This is a genomic window from Flavobacterium sp., assembly GCF_027483985.1.
Classification (GTDB): domain Bacteria; phylum Bacteroidota; class Bacteroidia; order Flavobacteriales; family Flavobacteriaceae; genus Flavobacterium.
Map to the genome: position 1 here is coordinate 201,120 of NZ_JAIXTJ010000024.1, position 24,229 is coordinate 225,348.

23 protein-coding genes and 1 tRNA gene are annotated in these 24,229 nt (G+C 32.2%); 10 read left to right on the plus strand and 14 right to left on the minus strand.

Annotated elements, in window-relative coordinates; genetic code table 11:
* Nucleotides 1–4 precede the first annotated feature (4 nt).
* Nucleotides 5–433: a hypothetical protein gene (locus Q0050_RS06715; RefSeq protein ID WP_298393558.1), complete on the plus strand. Its 429-nt coding sequence runs from the start codon at nt 5–7 to the stop codon at nt 431–433.
* A gap of 57 nt (nt 434–490) precedes the next feature.
* On the opposite strand, the gene Q0050_RS06720 is transcribed toward Q0050_RS06715, so the two are convergent.
* The 10 genes from Q0050_RS06720 to purL form a co-directional block, all read right to left on the minus strand.
* A complete protein-coding gene (locus tag Q0050_RS06720; RefSeq protein WP_298393559.1) occupies nt 491–1,264 on the minus strand; it encodes a DUF3667 domain-containing protein in 774 nt (257 codons plus the stop codon).
* Nucleotides 1,265–1,400: 136 nt separating this feature from the next.
* On the minus strand, nt 1,401–2,357 hold the full coding sequence (locus Q0050_RS06725) for a hypothetical protein (protein WP_298393560.1): 957 nt from the start codon (nt 2,355–2,357) through the stop codon (nt 1,401–1,403).
* 98 nt (nt 2,358–2,455) lie between these two features.
* Nucleotides 2,456–2,914 (minus strand): hypothetical protein, encoded by a 459-nt coding sequence (locus tag Q0050_RS06730; RefSeq protein WP_298393561.1) that lies wholly within the window; start codon nt 2,912–2,914, stop codon nt 2,456–2,458.
* A gap of 288 nt (nt 2,915–3,202) precedes the next feature.
* Nucleotides 3,203–3,427: a hypothetical protein gene (locus tag Q0050_RS06735; protein WP_298393562.1), complete on the minus strand. Its 225-nt coding sequence runs from the start codon at nt 3,425–3,427 to the stop codon at nt 3,203–3,205.
* Between the two features lie 278 nt (nt 3,428–3,705).
* Nucleotides 3,706–4,479, minus strand: coding sequence for a hypothetical protein (locus tag Q0050_RS06740; protein ID WP_298393563.1), 774 nt, complete (start codon nt 4,477–4,479; stop codon nt 3,706–3,708).
* A gap of 217 nt (nt 4,480–4,696) precedes the next feature.
* Nucleotides 4,697–5,353: a hypothetical protein gene (locus Q0050_RS06745; RefSeq protein ID WP_298393565.1), complete on the minus strand. Its 657-nt coding sequence runs from the start codon at nt 5,351–5,353 to the stop codon at nt 4,697–4,699.
* A 144-nt stretch (nt 5,354–5,497) separates the two neighbouring features.
* Nucleotides 5,498–6,145 carry a hypothetical protein gene (locus tag Q0050_RS06750; RefSeq protein ID WP_298393567.1) on the minus strand — a complete coding sequence of 216 codons (648 nt, stop codon included), beginning with the start codon at nt 6,143–6,145 and terminating at the stop codon, nt 5,498–5,500.
* 136 nt (nt 6,146–6,281) lie between these two features.
* Nucleotides 6,282–6,902, minus strand: coding sequence for a hypothetical protein (locus tag Q0050_RS06755; RefSeq protein WP_298393569.1), 621 nt, complete (start codon nt 6,900–6,902; stop codon nt 6,282–6,284).
* Nucleotides 6,903–7,071: 169 nt separating this feature from the next.
* Entirely contained in the window at nt 7,072–7,401 is a 330-nt protein-coding gene (locus tag Q0050_RS06760) for a hypothetical protein (RefSeq protein ID WP_298393571.1), read from the minus strand.
* 255 nt (nt 7,402–7,656) lie between these two features.
* A complete protein-coding gene (gene purL, locus Q0050_RS06765) occupies nt 7,657–11,364 on the minus strand; it encodes a phosphoribosylformylglycinamidine synthase (protein ID WP_298393572.1) in 3,708 nt (1,235 codons plus the stop codon).
* 187 nt (nt 11,365–11,551) lie between these two features.
* Here purL and Q0050_RS06770 point away from each other — a divergent pair, with 187 nt between their 5' ends.
* Nucleotides 11,552–14,062, plus strand: a complete 2,511-nt coding sequence (locus tag Q0050_RS06770; RefSeq protein ID WP_298393573.1) for a T9SS type A sorting domain-containing protein — start codon at nt 11,552–11,554, stop codon at nt 14,060–14,062.
* 6 nt (nt 14,063–14,068) lie between these two features.
* Here Q0050_RS06770 and Q0050_RS06775 read toward each other — a convergent pair whose 3' ends face one another.
* Nucleotides 14,069–15,655, minus strand: a complete 1,587-nt coding sequence (locus Q0050_RS06775) for a hypothetical protein (protein WP_298393574.1) — start codon at nt 15,653–15,655, stop codon at nt 14,069–14,071.
* 145 nt (nt 15,656–15,800) lie between these two features.
* Here Q0050_RS06775 and Q0050_RS06780 point away from each other — a divergent pair, with 145 nt between their 5' ends.
* From Q0050_RS06780 to Q0050_RS06795, 4 genes are all read left to right on the plus strand, one after another.
* The gene (locus Q0050_RS06780; RefSeq protein ID WP_298393575.1) at nt 15,801–16,229 is read left to right on the plus strand and encodes a hotdog fold thioesterase; all 429 of its coding nucleotides are present in this window, start codon (nt 15,801–15,803) and stop codon (nt 16,227–16,229) included.
* On the plus strand, nt 16,226–17,284 hold the full coding sequence (locus Q0050_RS06785; RefSeq protein WP_298393577.1) for an isochorismate synthase: 1,059 nt from the start codon (nt 16,226–16,228) through the stop codon (nt 17,282–17,284). Before Q0050_RS06780 ends, Q0050_RS06785 begins: the two co-directional genes overlap by 4 nt.
* A 48-nt stretch (nt 17,285–17,332) precedes the next feature.
* Nucleotides 17,333–18,049 (plus strand): bacillithiol biosynthesis deacetylase BshB1, encoded by a 717-nt coding sequence (bshB1, locus tag Q0050_RS06790; RefSeq protein ID WP_298393579.1) that lies wholly within the window; start codon nt 17,333–17,335, stop codon nt 18,047–18,049.
* Nucleotides 18,050–18,109: 60 nt separating this feature from the next.
* A tRNA-His gene (locus Q0050_RS06795) sits at nt 18,110–18,183 on the plus strand.
* A 183-nt stretch (nt 18,184–18,366) separates the two neighbouring features.
* Here Q0050_RS06795 and lpxD read toward each other — a convergent pair.
* Nucleotides 18,367–19,356 carry a UDP-3-O-(3-hydroxymyristoyl)glucosamine N-acyltransferase gene (gene lpxD / locus Q0050_RS06800; RefSeq protein WP_298393580.1) on the minus strand — a complete coding sequence of 330 codons (990 nt, stop codon included), beginning with the start codon at nt 19,354–19,356 and terminating at the stop codon, nt 18,367–18,369.
* A 119-nt stretch (nt 19,357–19,475) separates the two neighbouring features.
* Between lpxD and Q0050_RS06805 the strand changes: the two genes are divergently transcribed.
* The gene (locus tag Q0050_RS06805) at nt 19,476–19,937 is read left to right on the plus strand and encodes a hypothetical protein (RefSeq protein WP_298393581.1); all 462 of its coding nucleotides are present in this window, start codon (nt 19,476–19,478) and stop codon (nt 19,935–19,937) included.
* A gap of 39 nt (nt 19,938–19,976) precedes the next feature.
* Here Q0050_RS06805 and Q0050_RS06810 read toward each other — a convergent pair whose 3' ends face one another.
* Nucleotides 19,977–21,008: a M28 family metallopeptidase gene (locus Q0050_RS06810; protein WP_298393582.1), complete on the minus strand. Its 1,032-nt coding sequence runs from the start codon at nt 21,006–21,008 to the stop codon at nt 19,977–19,979.
* Between the two features lie 2 nt (nt 21,009–21,010).
* Entirely contained in the window at nt 21,011–22,135 is a 1,125-nt protein-coding gene (locus tag Q0050_RS06815) for a DUF3667 domain-containing protein (RefSeq protein ID WP_298393584.1), read from the minus strand.
* Between the two features lie 108 nt (nt 22,136–22,243).
* Between Q0050_RS06815 and Q0050_RS06820 the strand changes: the two genes are divergently transcribed.
* The 3 genes from Q0050_RS06820 to Q0050_RS06830 all read left to right on the plus strand — a co-directional run bounded on the left by Q0050_RS06820 (nt 22,244) and on the right by Q0050_RS06830 (nt 24,199).
* Nucleotides 22,244–22,702 carry a DUF1801 domain-containing protein gene (locus tag Q0050_RS06820; protein WP_298393586.1) on the plus strand — a complete coding sequence of 153 codons (459 nt, stop codon included), beginning with the start codon at nt 22,244–22,246 and terminating at the stop codon, nt 22,700–22,702.
* Nucleotides 22,702–23,334, plus strand: a complete 633-nt coding sequence (locus tag Q0050_RS06825) for a Crp/Fnr family transcriptional regulator (RefSeq protein WP_298393588.1) — start codon at nt 22,702–22,704, stop codon at nt 23,332–23,334. The genes Q0050_RS06820 and Q0050_RS06825 overlap by 1 nt, the downstream gene beginning before the upstream one ends.
* Nucleotides 23,335–23,395: 61 nt before the next feature.
* Nucleotides 23,396–24,199 (plus strand): sulfite exporter TauE/SafE family protein, encoded by an 804-nt coding sequence (locus Q0050_RS06830; protein WP_298393589.1) that lies wholly within the window; start codon nt 23,396–23,398, stop codon nt 24,197–24,199.
* Nucleotides 24,200–24,229 lie beyond the last annotated feature (30 nt).

A 24,229-nucleotide genomic window follows, 5' to 3' on the forward strand; every position in this document is an offset into this window, starting at 1 on the left:
CGATATGAAAACTATTAAATTTTCAATTATTTGGAAGCAGCTGCTGTTGGTTTTTTCGATTGGACTATTGATTTTTAGTAGTACTTCGTGTGCTAAAAAAACCGTTTTCAATACGTCACCAATACTTCCTGCTGCTCGAGGTGAAATTACTATTAAAAAAGATCGAAACAGCAACTATAATATCGAACTACAAATTTCGTATTTAGCGGAACCCAACCGATTGAATCCGCCAAAATTGACTTATGTGGTTTGGATGTTATCGGAAGATAGTAATCCTATTAATTTGGGTCAAATTATTAGTACCACTAAGTTGCATGTTAAATTTGAAACAGTCTCTTCTTCTAAACCAAAAATGATTTTTATTACAGGTGAAGATGATCCAAGTGTTTTATATCCTAGCAACGTTAGAGTGTTAGAAACCAATAAGTTTTAGTTTACTTTTTTTATATAGTTGGTTACTAAAAACTGCTTTCGGGCAGTTTTTTTTGTTTTACATACTTATATAAAAATTACCACTACCATTGGTTAATTTATTAATAATTAGGCCTAATATTATTATGATTTGAACAAATAGCAAAATATAAAGCAACAAGATTCTCCAAATTTTACCTAAAGCCGTATATCTTTTTTGCATAACATTTAGGTAAGTCCACATTGGAAATAGCGGAACTAAAAAGAAAGAAATAACCTCTAGTAATCCGAAAATATAAGGGTCGAACGACTCGCTCAAAAAATTAAAAAAACGGTGTACAATAAAGAGCTGCAGTATTCCAAGTAAACACATTCCACCAATTATAAAATGTTCGGCTAAATTAAGTTTTAATCGTCTGAAAATTAGGAATGCATTGATTCCTAAAAGCGGAACAAAGGTAAAAAGAAGGATTTTTACATTCTCATTGAAAAATTTAGTAACATTAGGAGTGTCATTTTTGCCAATCTCTGTTGAGTTTGATACATTAAAATACTCATAAAAATGATTTAATAAAATCGTAAAACCAATCAGCAAAAGCGATAGGTAAAAGACGTTGTAATATTTTATTCTTTTTCCTTGAATGTAATCTATGGATGCTTGACCTGGACGGATGATAGCCTCTTTCAAAGTAAAGAATATACCTCTTTCAAAATGCCAAATTCCGTGTAGAATATCATGTAAAATAAAATGTTTTAGTGTAATTCGATGCGTATCTGTTTTTTGGCCACAATTAGGACAGAATTTTTTAGAAATTGGCTCTTCACAATTTAAGCAACTATTAGAATGACTCATATGGAATTATTTGTATCACAATAATACAAAAAAAAGCACTTAATAATTAAGTACTTTTTGATTTTTAATCTGCTTTACTTGATAAATACTGATCTTTACTATAAAGTTTTTTACGATTCTTCGCCATTTTTATTTGTTAGGGAAGCGTGTCGATGATTATACAATTGCTACCAACGGCGTTTTGATCTAAGGCAACGAATTTTTGTTCATTAGTAACCGTATTCACTTTTAAAATTCCAAAGCCATTTGTTGCATTGAAAACATAATTAATGTATTCACCATTTTTAACAAGCGTTCCTCCGGTGATGTTTCCTACGGCAAAAATAGCTCCTTGTGATTTATCGGTAAGTGTGTTATTACTCAAATCATATTCATAAGGTTGGACACCATTAATTACTTGAGGAACTCCTAATTTCATTAAACTGAGTTTTGTTGTGCCGTTTTTTGCTAATCTAGTAGCGTTTATTCTTGCGCCATTTGCCTGCAACTCGGTAACTGTTTTTTGGGTTAAATCTATTTTCAACAATCCTTCTGTACGTGTTGCAATGTAAAGTTTATCATTAATCAACTCGGTTGAAGTTAAGGTTCGTTGGAAGAAATCAATGTTTAAATCGGTCGTTTGATAATTTACAGGATTTATCGATATGATTTTATTGGGACGCATATTATTGGGCATATTTTCACTCACCACTGCAATAAATTCTGAGCCATTGTATTCCAGATTTGTAATAAACGGATCAGTCATTGTTGCAGCAATTGATGGAGGCAAAATAAGTTGTTGTGTCGTAGTTGTTTTAGTTGCTTTGTCATAAACAGTCAAAATATTTGGACTAGGAACGTAAGATGCTTCTAAACAATATATTTTAGAACCCACATTGCAAATGGTTGCGAGCTGAATAAGGTTGGATTGGTTGGTAATTTGGCCGATGTTTACCGTTGCTCCAGTATTGTTTCCAATTTCTAAAATTTTGCCGCTAGTTGTTACTGATAGTAGTTTGTAATCATCTACAACTGGGGTAGGTTGGTCACTATCGCCACAAGATGAAAACCCTGTCGCCGCAAGTATTAGGATAAGAAAAGACCATTTTTTCATAGATTTATATTTTTTTTAAAGATAAAATTTCTTGCGATATGTAAAGGTGTTTTTATTACATAATGCGCAATTTTCAGAAACGTTTGTTAGCAGAGGCTTTAATTAGGTTTGTTTTTTGACCAATATAAACCATACCCAACCATCAGAGCATCAAGACTTGTTTCACTTTTCGTAGTTGTCAATTTTATGGGAATATTTTTTTCATCGATTAGAAATATTTCAAATTCATTATCCTTTTTTAAGCAATGTATTATTCTGACATACGATTCGTCTTTTAACTTTCTGTATAAATCTCCTCCTTCCTGAGATTTGCTTAAAATCATTATTACATCATCAATGCCGTTTGTCGAAATCTTTATAAATCCTCCATTTTTTTTACCAATTGAAAAACTATAAAATTCAGTTTTCTTTGTTTCGAAAACTTTGTTTGTCGAACCTTTAAGTTCATATTTTATGTTATCTGGAAGTTTTCCAAGTTTTAAAGGCATTTCTTGAGCAAATGAAGTCAAATTTAGTAGCGATACTAACATTGCTGTGAAAAATAATTTTAATGTCATAATTATTAATTATTGTTGATTAAAAATCTTTGCTAACATTTCGGCGCTTGGCTAAGTTTCGAACTTTGTAACCGATTAATTTCCTCTAAGATAAAAATTATAGCGAAAGAAAGTCGTTCGTCTGGTTTGCAAAAGATTCTCAATTTTACAAAACGATGGTTGTGCGCTGTTTTATTTTTTCATTCAGCTTTTTAGCATAAGTAGTACTTTTATTTCTTTCAATCCATTAATAAAAAACGATATTCCTTTGTCGAATAGCAGTTTCAGTCCAAAATAAACTTAACTTAACTATTCAGAATTTCGCTTGTTTAATTCAGATTCAGAAATAAAATTGCCTCCTTCAATATCTTTTTCGCTCATTGACAACATTTCAATTTGCTCAGAAGAAAGAGCAATTATTTCGTCTGCTTGAGTTGAAGCAAAAATTTTGTCTATAGCTTCTAATAATTTTTCGTTTTTAGTTGCTAAAATTCTGTCAATTAGACTATTTTTTATGATCTCCAAAGCTGTCATAATATTTCTTTTTCGTAAAGGTCATATTTTTTATTCGATTTTCCAAAAATAGCGTCACAACATTTATATACGCAACAAACAAAAGTTTACTATAATTTACATACAATTTTTACTAATTGTAAATATATAAAAATCCTTACAAGAAAAATTACGGTTTTCCACATTCCATAAAAAAAAGCTAAAAATTAGTATTGACTTTTAGCTTTTTAAGTGGTTTTGGTTGATTTACTTATTTATTTACCACGCGATGGGATTTGTTTGAAAGGTTTGGATTTGATTTAGTTATACTCGAATGTTGCCTCAGAAACTAATGTGTTACTAGTGGTATATTTCTTTACTGAGATGGGTAAATTTTGAGCGTTATAAAGTATTTGGTGTGTGAAATCTAAAATCGGTGTTGTTGACGAAGCACTAGAGTATTTATAGGTATTGGTTTTGTTATTTACCGTTTTTAACTCAATTGATTCCATACCAAGTAACGTTCTTACTTCAGGATTCATATAATGCATCGGATTTAATTTTGTGTCATAGTCGTGCGTGTTTTTGTAAGGTGCATTGTTCTGAAAAATTCTAATTTCTTGGGTAATATTTCCGTTTGCAAAAATATAATTTTGTGTATCACCTGTTTGCCAAGTACCACCAATTAAACTTTGATTTTTTTCGGAAGCTAAAATGCCATTATTGTACTCGTACAACGTTCGTTCAAAATTGTTTTTCGTATTCAATATGGTTTCTAATAATCCACCATTATAATTGAAGGCATAACTGTTTTGCAGCACTTCGTTTTTATAATATATCGTGCTTGAAATTTTGTTATTAGTATAGGTAATTTCAATTCGATTGTTAGGATCAGAAATACTTTTTAGGATACCATTTTCATAATTAAAATTGGCCGAATAATTTTCGACACTTCCTCCAATATAAGTTGTTTCTGTTACTTTTTTTAAAGAGTTAGCTGGTGGCGGAATATTTGAAGCAGTATCTTCATCACCTGAACAAGAAAGTAGCGTTGCTGTAATTAGTAGAACTAGTAATTTGGAAATTTTTGACATATAATTATTTTTAAGTTATTGTTTTTAATTCAAAGTTTGGTATTCACAAACGCTGCAATCTGTTGCGAAACGTCCTGTTTATTATTGGTTTTTAGTCTTGCTTAGTTTCGTATTTTGAAATTTTTCTATTTGCTAAAGATAAAATTTCTGGTTAAACGTGAATAGGTATTTACTGTAAAATTTGTGATTTCGAGAAATGTTTCTTAGCAGCAGTTTTTTATTCCACTTTTTTGCCGAATTTGTATTTTATATTTTCAATTAGATTACCATTTATATCCCATTTTTTGCAATCTCCATCAATGATTTTATCTTCGCCAGGGAATTCTATGTTTCCAAGCTCAGTATAAAATATTCCGTAACTTTCTTTTATTTTTGTGACGTCTTGCTCAAAATAAACTTCAACTTTAACTATAATGCCATCTTTGTAATAATATTTAGTGTTCTCAATTGCAATGACTCCATTAAACTTTGTTTTTTCTCTGGTTTTAGGATTCTGTTTATAACTAAGTATGACATTTTTGTGCTCTAAATTTATGGTATCAGCAAACTTTTCATTAACTAAAAACTCAGTTTTATGCATTGAGATTTTTGTTGTATCAGCATCAATGCCATTTTTTATCAAGCGGACGAGTTCATTATTTTCATTATATATTTCAGCTAAAGCCTCTAAGCCATTAACTATTTTTATTTTAGCTATTAATTTTAGCTCACTATCTTTTGACAAAAGACTTCCGGTAAAAGGTTTCCAATTGTTTTTATAAAAATATCCTATATTTTGTGTTACAACCGTAGGTCCAACATACTCATTGTTTAAGTTTTGAGAAATTGCAGACAAACTGGTAAGAAAATAAAATAGTAGAAGTAAATATTTCATATTATTTGAGTGTAATAATACTGGTTAACGTTGTGATGCTGTCTGCTTTTGCGACTTGGGATCTATTTTCTTATCAAAGATAAAATTTCTTGCGAGAAATAAACGTGAATACACCACAAAATTCGCAATCTTGCCAAACGCCTGTTACAAGCCGTTATTTATTTCTTTGATGTCAATACTTCTCTTTTCGTTTGTTGATGTGATAATCAGTTTGTTCTTACTCAATATGATTTTGTCATAAAATGGGTAAACTCCATTTTGTTCATTTATAGTTAGTTCTAAAGATTTAGATTTTCTCGTCAATAAGTTTTCTACTTTGAAAACAATCTTGTTAAGGTCTTGATGCACGCTGTCTATGTAAACAATATTGTTATTTGCACTGTCGGTTTCTTCTATGTCCTTGTCAAGATAGATTAACTCATTTGTTCTTTTTGTTGGAATGAAAATATGTCTAGATTGCGCCTGTGACCACCAAGTCATCATACAGGCAAATTCATTGTTCACCCATTTAATTTCATTTGGAGTTTTAGTCGGAATATTTAGTTTTGTAAGGTCATATTCCTTTTTTTGATTTTCAATTGTTAACTCTATAAAGAAGTTGAAATTGTTATTCTTTACGTTTATTGTCAAGCTGTCGGATTTGTATAAATTATCGGAAAACAATTCTGTTGATAACGAGTCAGTTTCTCCAATTTTTAAGGTATCAAAATTATTGGAATTGTTTATTTTTTTCTTGTTCTCACAACCGAAACTCAAAAAAATTAATGTCAATATGTAAAGTTTTCTTCTCATTATAATGGCTTGTAACGTTCCCACGCTTGGCGTCAGTTGCGAACTTCGGAACTGATTATTTTCTATCAAAGATAAAATTTCTTGCGAGAAATAAACGTGAATACACCACAAAATTCGCAATTGCAAAGAATAGCTTTCAACCTAAGCGCATACGTTCTTTTTCAATTTCAACTTTAAGTTCTGCAACTTCATTTCGGCTTTTTTCTCCCAGAACATCGGCTATTTCTTCAAAATCTATTTTTCTAAGAAGATAATAGTTAATCAATTCTTGTCTTACTTTTTGAAAATCATCTTCGTTAATCATCTCAAATTGGTATCTTTTTGATTCACCTGATTCAAAAAAGATTATTACAAAATTTCTAGTCCCATTTGAAAGTGCTGGACCAAGATTACCTTTTGAAATATTCACTAATTTTCCACTGTAATCATTATTTGAGATTTTAATTGTTCTAATTTTTTCAATCGGATAAATTTCTTCACAAACAATAATCTTCTCTTTTTCAAATATTAAATAACCTTCAAATTTTCCGCGAATAGGTTCATATCTACCAATATTATAGAATTTTAAAATTAAACCAAACATAATTGCACTAATAACCAACCACATGCATACTTTATCAATTAAATTTTGATCAATATTGAGAACATTTTGTTTAAAAAACATTACTCCACAACAAAAGAATATAAATGTATATGTTATCTTTTGTGCACTCCAGTAAAATTTATTGGGATTTGTGTAAATTGAAAATTTTTGCATACGTTCTTCCTCTGATTTTGAGCATTACCGCTAACGTGTTGCCGATTCAATAAGTTGCGAACCTCAAAACCAAGTATTTTCTATCAAAGATAATATTTCTTGCGAAACGTAAACGTGAATTTATTTTAAAATTCGTGATTTCGAGAAACGGCTATCGGTAGTAGTTTTTTTATTTATTAAGTTTATTAACAAACTCTTCGATTTCATTTAAATTCGAATACATGCTTTTGTAAATAATTAAACTTTTTTTATCAAAAAATTCAATTTTAATTGTTGCCACTTCCGATTTAGCCCAGTAATAAAAATGATCTTTTGAATTAATATTTATACTAGTGATATCATTCCATTTATAAGTTTCTTTTTTTACTTTCAATAATTTTTCATCAAAATATATTGCAGGAACTTTTTTAAAAAAAGCTATTACTGAATAACACCCAATTCCAAAAAACAAAACTAAAGGAATTATAAGTATAATATTTCCTTTGTTTAAACCTTCCATGCGTTCTTCATAAAGTTTGTTTAGAAACACAGAACTTGCAAATAGACAAAAAAAGCAAATAAATACCAATGAAATATAAAATGTAAAGCTTCTTTTCAATAGCATAATTTTCTGTTTATGTGATTAAAATTACTGCCAACTTGGACATAGGCGCTACAAACAAATACTAATAATCGTCTGTATTATCCGTAAATATAAAAAAAATCCTTAATTGCTCTGATACAATTAAGGATTTTCAGTATTTCAGAGAAAGAGTTATTGCTTTTCAATCCAAAGTCTTGCGTTTACAAAAGCTTCGATCCAAGGCGAAACTTCGTCTTTTTTATCGGTTGGATAATGTGCCCAATTCCACGGAAAAGTGGAGCGTTCAATGTGTGGCATCATTACCAAATGTCTTCCGGTTTTATCACACATCATTGCCGTGTTGAAATCAGAACCATTAGGATTTGCAGGATAACCTTCATAAGCATATTTGGCAACTATATTGTATTGTTCTTCAGCATAAGGCAATTTGAATTTACCTTCGCCGTGTGAAATCCATACACCAAGTGTTGTTCCAGCTAAAGTACCCAACATCACAGAATGATTTTCTTGAACCGTTACCGAAGTAAAACCGCTTTCGTGTTTGTGTGACTCGTTATGATGCATTTTTCCGTGTACTTCGTGTTCCGGATTGATTAATTCTAGTTCCATAAACAACTGACAACCGTTGCAAATTCCAACCGAAAGTGTGTCTTCACGTTCGAAGTATTTTTTAAGTGCGTTGTTTGCTTTTTCGTTGTATTTGAAAGCGCCAGCCCAACCTTTAGCCGAACCCAAAACATCGGAATTCGAGAAACCACCAACAGCACCAATAAACTGAATGTCTTCCAACGTTTCTCTTCCCGAAATCAAATCGGTCATGTGTACGTCTTTTACATCAAATCCTGCCAAGTACATTGCATTAGCCATTTCACGCTCAGAATTACTTCCTTTTTCACGAATAATAGCTGCTTTCGGACGAGGTTTTGCTGCATCAATCAAAGGTTTCAATCCTGTAAAATGACTTGGGAATTTATATGCTAAAGCTTGCTTACCTAAATTCTCAAAACGCTCTGCGGCTTTGTTGTTTTTGGTTTGTTTTTGATCGAGTAGGAAAGAGGTTTCGAACCACAATTTTCGGTAATTTTCAATATCAAAATTTGTTACGCTGAGCGCAGTTGAAGTGCCAAATTCTAAACTTCCAGAATCAGTTACATTTCCTAATTTGTAAAATTCTAAATCTTCGAATGCTTTTTCAAAAATGGTATCGTCATTTGCTTGAAGTACAATTCCGATATTTTCAGCAAATAGAATTTTTACTAAATCTTTTTCTGCGAAAGCATCGAAGGATATTTTAGCACCTAAATTTACATCGGCAAAACACATTTCTAATAAAGTAGTGATTAATCCACCGCTTCCAATATCGTGTCCGGCAACGATTTGTCTATCTTTAATTAATTCTTGTATGGTATTAAATGCTTTCTTGAAAAATGCAGCATCTTTAATCGTTGGCGTTTCTGCACCAATTTTATTTAAGGTTTGAGCAAACGAACTTCCGCCCAATTTAAATTCATCTTGCGATAAATTGATGTAATAAATCGAACCTTTATTTCTTTGTAAAACAGGTTCAACCACTTTAGTAATATTCGAACAATTTCCAGCAGCCGAAATAATCACGGTTCCAGGAGCAATCACTTCATCATTTGGATATTTTTGTTTCATAGAAAGCGAATCTTTACCGGTCGGAATATTGATTCCCAATTCGATAGCAAATTCTGAACAAGCTTCAACAGCTTCATACAATCTTGCATCTTCACCTTCATTTTTGCAAGCCCACATCCAGTTGGCAGAAAGTGAAACCGATTTTAAATTGTCTTTTAAAGGCGCAAAAACGATGTTTGATAACGCTTCAGCAATAGCATTTCTACTTCCTGCTTTCGGATCAATTAATGCCGAAATAGGAGCGTGACCAATTGAAGTTGCAATTCCTTCTTTTCCGTTATAATCCAAAGCCATTACGCCAACGTTATTCAAGGGCAATTGCAATGGTCCAACACATTGTTGTTTGGCAACTTTTCCACCAACACAACGGTCAACTTTATTGGTCAACCAATCTTTACAAGCAACGGCTTCTAGCTTTAAAACGTCTGCTAAATAATTTGGTATATTATCTACAGAATAGTCTAAATCACTATAATTTCGAACAATGGTTTTGTCAGTCATTATGGTTTTAGGAGAACTTCCGAAAAAGTCTTCTAGCGCATAATCCATTGGTTTTTCGCCAGTAGTTTTCGATTCAAATGTAAATCTATGGTCGTTAGTAACTTCACCAACTTGATACATCGGCGAACGTTCTCTATCAGCAATTTTTTGAAGGATTTCGATGTCTTTTTCACCAATAACCAATCCCATACGTTCTTGCGATTCGTTACCAATAATTTCTTTGGCAGAAAGCGTTGGATCACCAACAGGCAATTTATCTAAATCAATCAATCCACCAGTTTCTTCTACTAATTCAGATAAACAATTCAAATGTCCACCAGCACCGTGATCGTGAATAGAAACAATAGGATTGTTATCACTTTCTACCAAACCGCGAATGGCATTGGCAGCACGTTTCTGCATTTCAGGATTCGAACGTTGGATGGCATTTAATTCAATTCCAGAACCAAAAGCTCCAGTATCAGCAGAGGAAACAGCAGCGCCACCCATTCCGATTCTATAATTTTCACCACCAAGAATTACAATTTTATCGCCTTCTTGTGGTTTCTTTTTGATGGCTTGATCTAATTTTCCGTAACCAATTCCACCAGCTTGCATAATTACTTTGTCGTAACCCAGTTTCCTTGCTTGCACTGAACTTGTCGAAGTGTCGGAGGCTGAGGCACTCGAAGCCTCATCGTGTTCAAATGTCAAAACCGAACCAGTAATCAGCGGTTGTCCAAATTTATTTCCAAAATCAGAAGCTCCGTTGGAGGCTTTTATCAAAATATCCATTGGAGTTTGGTACAACCAAGGACGTTCCTTCATACCTTCTTCGTAGTTTCGATTATTAGTCAATCTTGAATAAGAAGTCATATAAACAGCAGTTCCAGCTAAAGGAAGTGAACCTTGTCCGCCAGCCAATCTATCTCTAATTTCTCCACCAGAACCTGTTGCAGCACCATTGAAAGGCTCGACAGTTGTTGGAAAATTGTGTGTTTCTGCTTTTAAAGAAAGTACTGAATCAAATTCTTTTTCTTGGTAAAAATCTGGTTTGTCAGCACTTTTTGGAGCAAACTGAGTCACTTTCGGACCTTTTACAAAAGCCACGTTATCTTTGTAAGCCGAAACAATATCGTTCGGATTTTCAGAAGATGTTTTTTTGATTAATTTGAAAAGAGAAGTTTCTTTTTCAACACCATCAATGATAAAAGTTCCGTTGAAAATTTTATGGCGGCAATGTTCAGAATTCGCTTGTGAAAATGCAAAAATTTCTGAATCGGTAAGTTTTCTGTTTAGTTTTTTAGCTAAATTATTTAAATAAGTTACTTCTTCATCGCTCAATGCCAAACCTTCTTGTTTGTTGTAAGCTGCAATATCTTCTATCTCTAAAATCGCTTCTGGTTGAATATTGATGGTAAAAATATCTTGATTTAATTCGGAATATTTTTGCGAAAGCATCGGGTCAAAATCCGAAAAATCATTTGAAACTTTTTCGAATTCTTCAATTCTGATGATGCCTTCAATTCCCATATTTTGGGTGATTTCAACAGCATTCGTACTCCAAGGTGTAATCATTGTGGCACGTGGACCAACAAAAAAATCCGCAAGTACGGATTTATCTATTTTATGAGCGTTGCCAAAAAGCCAATTTAATTTTGAGGTAGTTTCTGCTGACAATTCGTTTTGCGTTTGAACAGCAAATACAGTAGCGGTTTCGTTTCCGAAAAAGTGAATCATTGTGTTGTTGTTTAATTTGAACTTTTTTCAAATGTTGATTTGAATGCAGTTCAATTTTAGTTGTTGTGCAAATTTAAGTCAAATAGTGTGGAGTGCCAAAAAAGAAGTAAATAGTTTTTAACGAGTTTTTGACAATGCATTCTTAAAATTTATAAATCATTATATTTGTACTAAATTATTTATAGATATGAAAAAAATATATTTTCTATTCCTGCTTGTTGTTTTTCAAGTTAATAGCCAAATTGTTAATATTCCTGATGCTAATTTTAAAGCTAAATTATTGTCAGCTAATTCAAATCCGGTAGCAATTGGTACTAATGGAAATTGGATTACTATAGACACTAATTCTAATAATCAAATAGAAGTAAGTGAGGCTTTAAATGTCGAATATTTATCTGTTTACATCTCTAATATTCAAGATTTAACAGGAATACAAAGTTTTGCCAATTTAAAGTCACTAAGATGTTATGGTAATCAACTAACAACACTTAATTTGACCGGATTATCAAATCTTAATTATTTGGATTGTAGTAATAATCAAATGGCCAATTTATCCATTTCGGGATTATCAAATCTTACAGAATTACATTGTGGTAACAATCTTTTAAACACATTTATTTTTTCTGGTTTGACTGGATTGGAAAAAATCGTTTTGGAAAATAATCAAATAACTTCTTTAAATCTAACACCATATCCAAATCTAAAATATGTGAATTGCAATCATAATTTAATTTCCAATTTTAATGTAAGCGGAATGAATAACCTTCAGTTTTTGTATTGTGAATATAATGCAATGACTGCCATAAGTTTAAGTAATTTGCCAAATGTAATAGAATTCAGTTGTAGTTATAATAATTTAACTTCTTTAGATGTAACAAGCTTGCCATTGCTAAGGGAATTTTATTGTATTTACAATCAATTGACTAGTTTAAACATAAGCGGTTTGCATAAATTGAGATCGATTTATTGTAACAATAATCAATTAACATCATTAAATATTGATGCTTATGACGATGTGTCTTATGTTCGTTGTAGTTATAATAACCTAACCTCATTAACAGTTAATGGCTTGAGTAATTATGGCTCAAGTATTGACTGTGATTCAAATCAATTAACCACAATTGACGTTTCGGGAATAAAATATTTAACGTCATTGAGTTGCAATTACAATATGCTTCAATCGTTATTTTTGAAAAATGGGTTAAATATTAATTTATATATTTATGATAATCCAAACATTCAATATATCTGTGCTGATGAAAGTCAGTTCAGTTATTATCAAAATATTTTAAATTATTATGGTGTAACAAATTGTAATATTAATTCATATTGTTCTTTCGTTCCAGGAGGAATATTCTATACAGTTCAAGGAAATTCTAAATTAGATATCGATTCTAATGGTTGTAGCTCTAATGATTCGTCATTTTCTAATGTTAAATTTAATATTTCAAACGGTACTACTACAAATGCGATACTATCAAATACCTCCGGAAATTATTCTATTCCTCTTCAACAGGGAACGTATTCTGTAACCCCAATTATTGAAAATCCCTCTTATTTTACAATCTCACCTGCTAGTTTTCAAGTGAATTTCCCTGCTCAAACTAGCCCTTTTAATCAAAACTTTTGTATTACACCCAATGGAGTTCATAATGATTTGGAAGTAGTAATTATACCACTACTTCCAGCAAGACCAGGTTTTGATGCAACTTATAAAATACTATATAAAAATAAAGGAAATACTACTTTGTCTGGTTCCGTTGTATTAGATTTTGAAGACAATAAAATGGATTTTGTTTCCTCAACGCCATCCTATACAACGATATCTACTGGTGAGTTAATTTATAATTATTTTGATTTAGCACCATTTGAAATAAGAGAAATTATAATTACAATGAATATTAATTCACCAACAGAAACTCCAGCAGTAAATATTGGTGATAAATTGAGTTTTATAGTCAATATCAATCCTCTTTCTGGTGATGCGTATATACTAGACAATAGAATAAATTTTAAACAAACTGTTGTTGGTTCCTATGATCCTAATGACAAAACTTGTATTGAAGGTGATGTTGTTGGAGCTGAAGTGATAGGTAATTATATTCACTATGTAATTCGATTTGAAAATACTGGAACTTTTCCTGCAGAGAACATAGTTGTAAAAGACATTATTGACGCTACTAAGTTTAATATTAATACTTTAACTCCAACATGCTCAAGCCATCCATTCGTTACTAAAATATCAAATGGTACTATTGTTGAATTTATTTTTGAAAATATACAATTGCCTTTTGATGATGCAAATAATGATGGTTATGTAGCATTTAAAATCAAGACATTGCCAAGTTTATCAATTGGAGATACATTTAGTAATAATGCTAACATTTATTTTGATTATAATTTTCCTATTGAAACAAACACCACTTTAACAACAATTCAAAATTTAAATAAAACTGATTTTGAATTTACAGATTACGTAACATTATATCCAAATCCAGCAAATAGTAAATTGAATTTTAAAATAAAAAAAGATATTGATGTTTCTTCAATTAATATTTATAATTCTTTAGGCCAATTAGTCTTGGTAGTTACAAATCCACATGAGTTTATTGATGTTTCTGTGTTAAAAACAGGTAATTACTTTGTGAAAATTATTTCAAATTTAGGTTTTTCAAATTGTCAATTTCTAAAAGAGTAAATAAATTTAAGGAACAAACTGATAAGCACCCAAAGCAACATTAGAACTTCGTGAATTTCCAACAATATCATTGAAAGAGCTAAATACAGAATCATTGGTCATTACTGTATTCCAAGCTTCGTTCAACCAAAGTTTATTTTTAGAAACATTTTTAAACTTAGGGTTAAATGTTGAAGAATTGGTTGCAATATAACAAGAAGTAAAGTCAGTTGTATTAGTTGGTGGATAAAAAATATTGTTTGAAAATTGGTTATTGATGTTATTTAATTTTATCAAACAGTGATTGAATCTATATGAAAAGGTATTGGTACTCTCTTTTTCGATACGAAGCTCAATTTGATTCGAGCCATAAACAACACAATTATTAAAATTGAAAATATTTACAGGATTATTAATATACAATGTTGTAGCGTCTTTATAATAATCATTCAACAAAACGGCAACTTGTTTAGAACTGTTCCAATTGTTATTAAAAGTACAGTGGTTAAAATTATACGTTCCGCCATAAGTGCAAGCTAAGCTGGCTTCACCACAAAAATTTATCACATTGTTTCTACCTGTAATGGTTGATCTTCTTCCAAGAATTCCAACATTACTGCAATTGTAAATCTGTGAATTATTAATGGTTAACTGCGGAATATCAGTAGCATCATCAACATCAGATGGAGTTGAGAGAATACCAACTGTTGCATTTTTAAGAGTTAAATGGTTGATTACGTTATCATTTCTATTTGAAAAATTAATAATCGCCAGCCATTGTCCAGGAACTTCTGAAAAGCCAGGTTCTAAACGATCGCCTTCAAAAATGACTTCATTGGTAACGTCTTCTTTATCATTTAACGGTGGATCTTGACCATTTACAGTTAGTTTACCATTTTTAGCAATTATCAATCCTGAATTGGCGTGAAAGTGTACTCTCGCGCCAGCATCAACAATCAATTCTTCATTATTGGGTACGAGTGCGTAACCATAAACAACGTAGGGTTTGGTGTTTTTCCAATGGTATTCATCATCATTTTCGGTATGACTTAAAGTACTTCCGATAATATCTTCAAATGTTCCGTTACCGTCAATATCAAGTTTTTCATACGTAAAGGTATTATCCGGATTAAGTGTTCGATTTGGATAAATAAAATAAGCATCTTGTATTAAAGTCACCAATTCTACAGTTTGTGGCGCGCCAGTTACGTTAGTGAATTGTATTTGGTCGGTGTAAAGAAAATCTGCTGGATTTGCGCTTGCTGCATCACTTGTAACTTCAATAAAGATGAACAAACTGTCTTTAGCCAATAATTCAACATTGCTGAATATTTTGCCTTGCGCACCAGCATCGCCAGTCATTCCATCAATCATCAAACGGTATTTTGAATTTACGCCTTTTCCTAATTGAATTTTAGGTATCGCAATATCTTTATCACTTTTGTTAAAGACTTTTAGTCGGTACGTACTCGAACCGATATTGCTGAAAACAGTATCAAGGTAAACGGTATCTTTAGAGAATTCTAATCCGCCGGTATTAGGTTCAAATTCAAAGTCTTTCCTACAAGAACTTAAAGCAATAGTTATAAAAAATAAAAAAAGTAATTTACGCATGGATCGCTGAATTTTTGTAAATGTATGTAATTATTTGAAATTTCAAAAATGAGTTTGTAAAAATGATAACGAATAAATGTGCTTATTAGTCTGTAAAGTGGTTAAGTAATTTAAAATTGATTAATTTTGTATCAAAACTATTGCTATGTCCTTTGATAAAGAAAAAATGCTTGAGCTTTGCAACGAATGGTCCAAAAACACCTTGATGCAAACCCTAGAAATAAAATATGTAGACGCTGGAGAAGACTTTCTTGTAGCTACAATGCCAGTAAATCCAAGAGTGCATCAACCAATGGGATTGTTGCATGGTGGCGCCTCAGTTGCTTTAGCAGAAAGTGTCGGCAGTGCAGCTTCGATTATGTTTGTAAATCCTGCAAAACAGGAAGTAAGAGGTATTGAAATTTCAGCAAATCACGTAAGAAGTAAACGCGAAGGAATGGTTACTGCAACGGCGAAAATTCTTCATAAAGGAGCGAGTATTCACCTTTGGGAAATCAGAATTGTGGATGAAAACGAAAAGTTAATTTCGCTTTGCAAACTGACTAATATGATTTTACCAAGCAAAGGAAGATGAGTTTGATATTTCAAAAAGTTAGAGAACAACTTCACCATAGATTACCTTTTGTTTGTTACAACAAACCTAATTCTGATAAGATAGTGGCTCATTTTCAAAAAGGCGCTACATTATTTGACTTAGATTACAATCAATGCGGCTTTGCATTTGTGTCTTTTGACAATCAGAAAAGGTATTTATTTCCCGAGACGCATTCGGATCTTTATTTTGAAACCATTTCAGAATCGGATTTTATTTTTGAAAACACGTCAACAACTAATTGGAGCGAAGCTGATAAAGCTGATTTTGAAAAATTAGTTCAAAATGGAGTAGATGCCATTCATCAAAGGCAATTTGAAAAAGTGGTGTTATCGAGAAAGGAAACTTTTGATGTGGGCACTTTTGATGTTGAGATGGTTTTCAAAAAATTAATTTTCAACTATAAAACTGCGTTTAATTATTGTATTTATCATCCTCAAATTGGTTTTTGGATGGGTGCAACACCAGAACAATTTTTAAAAATAGAAGAAGATTTCATAAAAACTGTTGCTTTAGCTGGAACACAATTAAATACTGGTTCAGAACAAGTTAAATGGAATAATAAAGAAATTGAAGAACAACAAATTGTAACTGATTTTATAGTGGACAATTTAAGTTTGATTTCAAAAAAGGTTACAAAATCAAATCCATATAATATCCAAGCTGGTTCGTTGATTCACATTAAAACTGATATTGAAGCAAAAATCGAAAATCATTCAGATGCAGAAAAAATCATAAATTTATTGCATCCAACTCCGGCTTTGTGCGGTTTTCCAAAACTAGAATCGATGCAGTTTATTTTGGAAAATGAAGGCTATGATCGGGAGTTTTACGGTGGTTTTTTAGGTGAATGGAATAAAGATTATCTAACATTTGCAGAAAATAAATCAGATTTGTTCGTAAATTTACGATGTATGAAGGTTGAGAATAAGCAAATCAGTTTGTATACAGGTTGCGGAGTAACGAAAGACAGTAATCCCGAAAAGGAGTTTTTTGAAACAGTAAATAAAGCCCAAACCATAAAAAAAGTTTTGTAAAATAAATAATAACTTCCAATTTTTGGAAGTCAAAATAAAAAGAAACATATGAAATTAGATATACTAGCCTTTGGTGCGCATCCTGATGATGTGGAATTGGGTTGTAGTGGCACGATTGCTAAAGAGATTTCACTTGGTAAAAAAGTGGGTATAGTTGATTTAACACGAGGCGAATTAGGAACACGAGGTTCAGTGGAAATTCGTAATGCCGAATCGGCGAAAGCTGCCCAGATTTTAGGTATTGCAGCTAGAGAAAACTTAGACATGCGAGATGGATTTTTTATAAATGATGAAGCGCATCAAATGAAAATTATACAAATGCTTCGTAAATACCAGCCCGAAATCGTGCTTTGCAATGCGGTTAATGACCGACATATAGACCACGGAAAAGGTAGCAAATTAGTATCAGATGCTTGTTTTTTATCAGGTTTGCGAAGGATTGAAACGGAGTTAGAAGGCGAAAAACAAACCGCTTGGCGTCCGAAATTAGTGTATCATTATCTGCAATGGAACAACAGTCAACCTGATTTTGTGGTTGATATTTCTGATTTTATCGACATCAAAATGGAGTCAATTTTAGCCTATGGTTCGCAATTTTATGATCCAAATTCTACAGAACCAGAGTCGCCAATTAGCTCAAAAAACTTTTTGGATAGTGTGAAATATAGAGCTCAAGACCTTGGAAGAATCGTAGGAACGGCATATGCTGAAGGATTTACTGTAGAAAGATATTTGGCAGTCAATAGTTTAGGAAATTTGATGTAATTTTTTCAAATTTTCTTTGTGAGAATAAAACTTTTGCAATATATTTGCACTCGTAAAATGGTGGTTGTAGCTCAGCTGGTTAGAGCGCTGGTTTGTGGTGCCGGAAGTCGCCGGTTCGAACCCGGTCATCCACCCTTAATTAAAAAGCCTTGAAGAAATTCAAGGCTTTTTTTGTATCCAATAGTGTATTCATTTTCGGTTTGATTATTGAAAATAAAAACCATTAAGAAAGTAGATTCATTAACTGTATAACTACCTAATTAGCCTAAATTCTTAATGGTTTCAATAAAATTATTATAATAGAACAGTTTAAATATTTATTCTGTTGCCATTCGTTTAAGGATAGCCCACTGTTTTAGAGCAGTTCTAGCTTCAACCGCTGGATAACCTAGCATCGTTTTTCCAGCAGGAACATCAGCTGCTACTCCTGAACCAGCACCAATCATTACGCCGTCTCCAAGTGTTAAATGGTCTTTTATTGAAGCGCTTCCTCCAATAATAACGCCATTTCCTAACGTAACCGAACCAGCTAGACCACTATTTCCGGCCATAATACAAAATTGACCAAGTTTACTATTGTGTCCGATTTGAACTAAATTATCAATCTTACAGCCGTCACCTAAAATGGTAGAACTAAATTTACCTCTGTCAACAGATGAATTTGCTCCAATTTCTACATTGTTTCCGATAATAACATTTCCAATTTGAGGTATTTTAGCCAATCCTCTTTCCGGACAAGGTCTAAATCCAAAGCCATCAGCGCCAATAGTACAATTGGGATGTAAAATACAATAAGCTCCGATGTGGCAACGCTCGCGAACAACCGCACCAGACCAAATCACAGTATTTTTTCCAATGGTACATTCGTCAAGAATGGTAACATTTGGATATAAAATTACATTTTCGCCTAAAACTACGTTCGGACCAACGTAACAACCAGCACCAATCTTTGTGCCAGCACCAATTTTTGCAGTACTATCAATAGTTGCTGTTGGGTGAATTTCGTGAGCAAATTGTGGTGGAGCAGGAGCAAAGAGTTCCAACACCTGTGACATTGCCAAATCAGCATTTTTTACTTTTATAAACGCTCTATTGTCTCCAGGTTCAATGGCGATATCTTGATTAACGATAGCAGCACAAGCCTTTGATGTAGACCAAAATTTTTCATATTTTCTATTTCCAATGAAAGAAATTTCATTTTCATTTGCAAGTTCTAATTGCTCAGGAGCATTTATTTCGTTGTTTGTGTTGCCAACGAGTTCTCCATTTAGTAGTGCATTAATTTCTTGGATGGTAAATTTTTTCATTTGTATTGGTTTGGTTTAGCTTTCAAAATAAGTGAATTGTTTTGATATTCGCTAATAATTAGTTAAAAGCCTCCTTATTTTTCTAAAATATTTTACTTTTGTTATTCAAATTTGATAAAATGAAGTACCTTTTATTATTGTTTTTAGTTCCAGTTTTAACTTTCGGACAAATAGAAAAAGCTATCAAACTCAAGGTGGCAGTCATCCAAAATTTTGTAGGCAAAGGTGCTGAAGGTGAAACCATGTTTTGGCAAACCAAGGGAAGAATTACCTTTGGAATTGTGAATTATACCGACGAACAAAATCCCATTTTTAAGGAGTTGTTTATTAATCAATATAAAGAAATAGTTGCGATTTATAATAAAATGATTGTTTCAGAAGACGAAACAGATACCTCACTCTTTATAAAGACATTGATTAGACAAGAGCAAGATTATAGAAACCTTTTGACAAATGAGCAGTTGCAATTGTATTTAAAACAATTAGCTGATTTTGAGTTATACAATCCGCAGGCGCACGATTCTTATTCTTCTTTGTTTTTTTCAGAAAAACTTTTAAAAGAATTTATTTCAAAATTTTAGATATAAAAAAAGCTCCAATTTCTCGGAGCTTTTTTATTTTTATTTACCATCTTTATCTACAACAATTCGGGCTTCTCTGTTGGCTAGTTCCCAAGCAATTGCAAAAGCAAGTTGGGTTCTTTTTTCTAAGGCATCAAACTCAATTTTATCTACTTCATCAGAGGCTTTGTGGTAATCAGCATGCGTTCCGTTGAATAAAAATACCGACGGAATGCCATTTTTAGCAAAGTTATAATGATCAGAACGGTAGTAAAAACGGTTTTTGTCGTTTCTGTCGTTGTATTTGTAATCTAAATTTAGTTTTGTGTATTTGCTGTTAGCCGCTTCACAAATGTTGTATAAATCAGTAGAAAGATAATCGGAACCAATTACATAAACATAATTATTTGAATCGGCATGTGCTGCATCACGACGTCCAATCATATCAATATTTACATCGGCAACTGTATTAGCTAAAGGAAATAATGGATTTTCAGAATAGAATCGTGAACCGTGCAATCCGTGTTCTTCTCCAGTTACGTGAAGAATTAAAATCGAACGTTTTGGTCCGTGACCTTCTTTTTTTGCTTTTTGAAAAGCTTGCGCAATTTCAATTAAACCTACTGTTCCCGAACCATCATCGTCGGCTCCATTATAAACTTCGCCATTTTTCATTCCAACATGATCGTAGTGAGCTGATACTACAATGATTTCTTCTGGTTTTTCTGAACCTTCTATAAAGGCCCAAATATTTTCCGAATCAGGTAATTTCGGACTAAATCCTTTTTTCATGTATTCCGAAGGAACTTTTTGGTAGTAACTATCAGCACCTTTTGGGAACGGAACTCCGATTTTTTTATATTGTTCGATAATATAGTTTCCGGCTTTTTTCTGACCTTCACTTCCGGTATTTCTACCTTCCATTTCATCCGATGCTACAACGGTTAGATTGGTTCGGAGTTCATCGGCGGTAATCGAATTAACGTAGCTTTGAACGTCAAGTGGTTTAGAAGTTTTGGTTGCCGAACTGGTTTTGGTTCCAGAACAGGATAAAAGCATTAGGCCTAGACCTGTGATGATGATTTTTTTCATGTTTAGTGTATTGTTATAAAAGAATAGATGATGAAAATTAATAAAACAAAAAATAGTAAAATAGAATTAATGAATAGTAACAAACTACTTTTTAGAAACGAAACAACTTTGCTTTCTTGATAAAAAACTTTGTTTGCCTTATAAAAATAATAGATAAACCATAAAGGAACAATGATATTTATTATCAAATCGATACCTTCGGTAAAACTATTTTCTCCAAAGAGATACAATAATTTTATTGTTAAGGTTGCTATCAATATTATTAATAGTAAAAAAGAGAAAAAGTGGAGCGTAAAAATGCCGTGGTCAAAATAATACCATCTTTTTTTGTTATGAAACAGCCATAATACGAAGGCGAATAGTGGCATATAAAAGAATAAGGCTTTCGGAATATTGTGTTTGAAAGATTCGATAAAGGCAGGAATTATTTCGTCTTTTTCTTTTTTGGAAGTAATTTTCATTAATTTTCGGGCAAACCAAAAACTTACTGGATTTAACTTATCTTTTCCGAACTTTTGCAAGGAATCCATTTGTTTCAAAGATTTATAAGTTTTACCACCATACGCAAAATCAACATTCTGCTTGTCTTCCGATTCCTTGGTATAAGTTAGAAGTGTATCTAATTCCTTTTGAGTTAGTTTTCCTTCTTTAAATAAGGATCTTAATTTTAATCCTTGAGGTGATAATTCTAGAGTATCGGTACTAATAGTATTGGAATTATCTGTAATTTTAACCAATCCACCAGCAGTTGTAGTTGTGTTTTTTTCTTTGGTTTTAGCTTCATCAGCTTTTATTTCATCCTCAATTCCATCAGGTAGTACTGAAATGGTAAAAAACGTGACAAAACTTATAAAAATATACAATCGAATTGGCGCTAGATAGGACAATCTTTTTCCCGATAAATATTCTTTAGTCAACGATGCCGGACGCAGAAGCAAATTCTTTATGGTTTTCCAAAAAGCATTTTCATAATGGGTTAAATCTTCAAAAAAATGAACAAACAGATGATGAAATGTTTTACGCGAGCTTGTATTCTCTTGTCCGCAATTAGGACAAAAACGTGTTGGAACTACGTGATTGCAATTCAAGCAAGTTTTATCTTCTCTGATAGGACTTTGGTGCGACATAAAGAAAGTAATATTTTAAGTTGTAAATCTATTAAAAAAAATTAGTTTTACTTTTAATACCATTAATTAGTTATAAAATTTTATTTTTGTTACAAATCATTATCAATTATGCAATCTAAAGCGATCACACCTGAACAATATATTGCTGAACTTCCTGAGGATAGAAGGGAAGCAATGACTAAACTACGTCAAATTACCTTAGCTAGTCTTCCTGAAGGCTTTGAGGAGCAAATGAGTTATGGTATGTTAGGATATGTTGTGCCACATTCGTTATATCCAAATGGTTATCATTGCACACCCGAATTGCCTTTGCCATTTTTTGCCATTGCTTCTCAAAAGAATTCTATCAATATTTACCATATGATGGTTTATAGTGATCAAAGTTTGCACGATTGGTTTTCATCAGAATATCCCAAACATTGTAAATCAAAGTTGGATATGGGAAAAAGTTGCATTCGTTTTAAGAAAGTGAACGATATTCCTTTTGATCTTATTGCTGAATTACTTACCAAAATTTCGGTTCAACAATGGATTGAAAATTATGAAACGAATTTGAAGAAAACTTAATGTTAGCTATACTACAAGAGCACTATGCTTCTATTTTCGAACCAAAATTGATGGATGAAATTGTGCATTGTTCACAACTTCGTAACTTTAACGAAGGTGATGTACTAATTGATTTTGGCGCTCAAATTAAGAAAATGCCTTTGCTATTTTCTGGAGCCATTAAGATTTTAAGAGAAGATTTTGATGAAGGCGAATTATTACTTTATTTTATCGAAAAAGGAGATACTTGTGCGATGTCGATGGCTTGTTGCATGGGTGATGCTAAAAGTGAAATTAGAGCCGTTGCCGAAACTAACGGACAAGTTATTATGATTCCAGTTTCCAATATGGAAGAATGGTTGGGCAAATATAAATCGTGGCGCAATTATGTTTTTAACAGTTATAATAATCGTTTGAAAGAAATGCTCACAGCAATTGATAGTTTGGCATTTATGAACATGAACGAACGCCTACTCAATTATCTTTTTGAAAAAGCAAAAATCAATAAGTCTAATGAAGTGCATACCACGCACCAACAAATTGCGGACGATTTACATACTTCAAGAGTAGTGGTTTCAAGATTGTTGAAAGCACTTGAAAACGAAAAAAGAATACGATTGCATCGTGCTTTTGTAGAAATTGTTGTAGCTTAGTAACATTTGTTGCACACTAAGATCAAGAATATAGCGACCTTTGACCCGTTAAATAATACAAATGGATATTTCTTCAATAATTGGATACTTACTGGCCGTTTTAGTCGGAATTACTCTTGGGTTAATTGGTAGTGGCGGATCCATTTTATCGGTACCAATTTTGGTTTATGTTCTTTCGGTCGAACCGGTATTGGCAACAGCTTATTCATTATTTGTTGTTGGAACAACCGCTTTAGTTGGTGGCGTTCAAAAAGCGCGTCAACAATTGGTAGATTTCAAGAAAGTCCTACTATTTGGATTCCCAACAATTTTAGCGGTTTTTTTGACAAGAAAATTTATCGTTCCTGCTATTCCTGATGTGATTACTTTAACCGATTTTTTAGTAGTTTCAAAATCTGATTTAACTATGGTTGTTTTTGCCATTGTTATGATTTTTGCTTCCATTAGAATGATAAGACCAAGTAAGGAGCAAAACGTTCAAAGTGATTTTAAATTAAACTATTTAGCCATTTTTATGCAAGGCTTATTTATTGGTTTAGTTGCTGGTTTTGTTGGTGCAGGTGGCGGATTTTTAATCATTCCAGCGTTGTTATTTATGGCAAAAACACCTATGAAAATGGCTGTTGGAACTTCACTTTTTATAGTCGCTGCACAATCATTAATTGGTTTTATTGGAGATATTCGTCCAGGTCAAAATTTAGATTGGAATTTGCTGTTAATTTTTACAACATCTTCTGTAATAGGAATATTTATAGGAAGTTATTTGTCAAAAAAAATCGCTGGAGAACGGCTTAAAACAGGTTTCGGATGGATGGTTCTAGCTATGGGAATCTATATCATTGTCAAAGAGTTGGTTGTGAAGTAGCTGTTTTTTTATCAAATAATGTTAAATTGT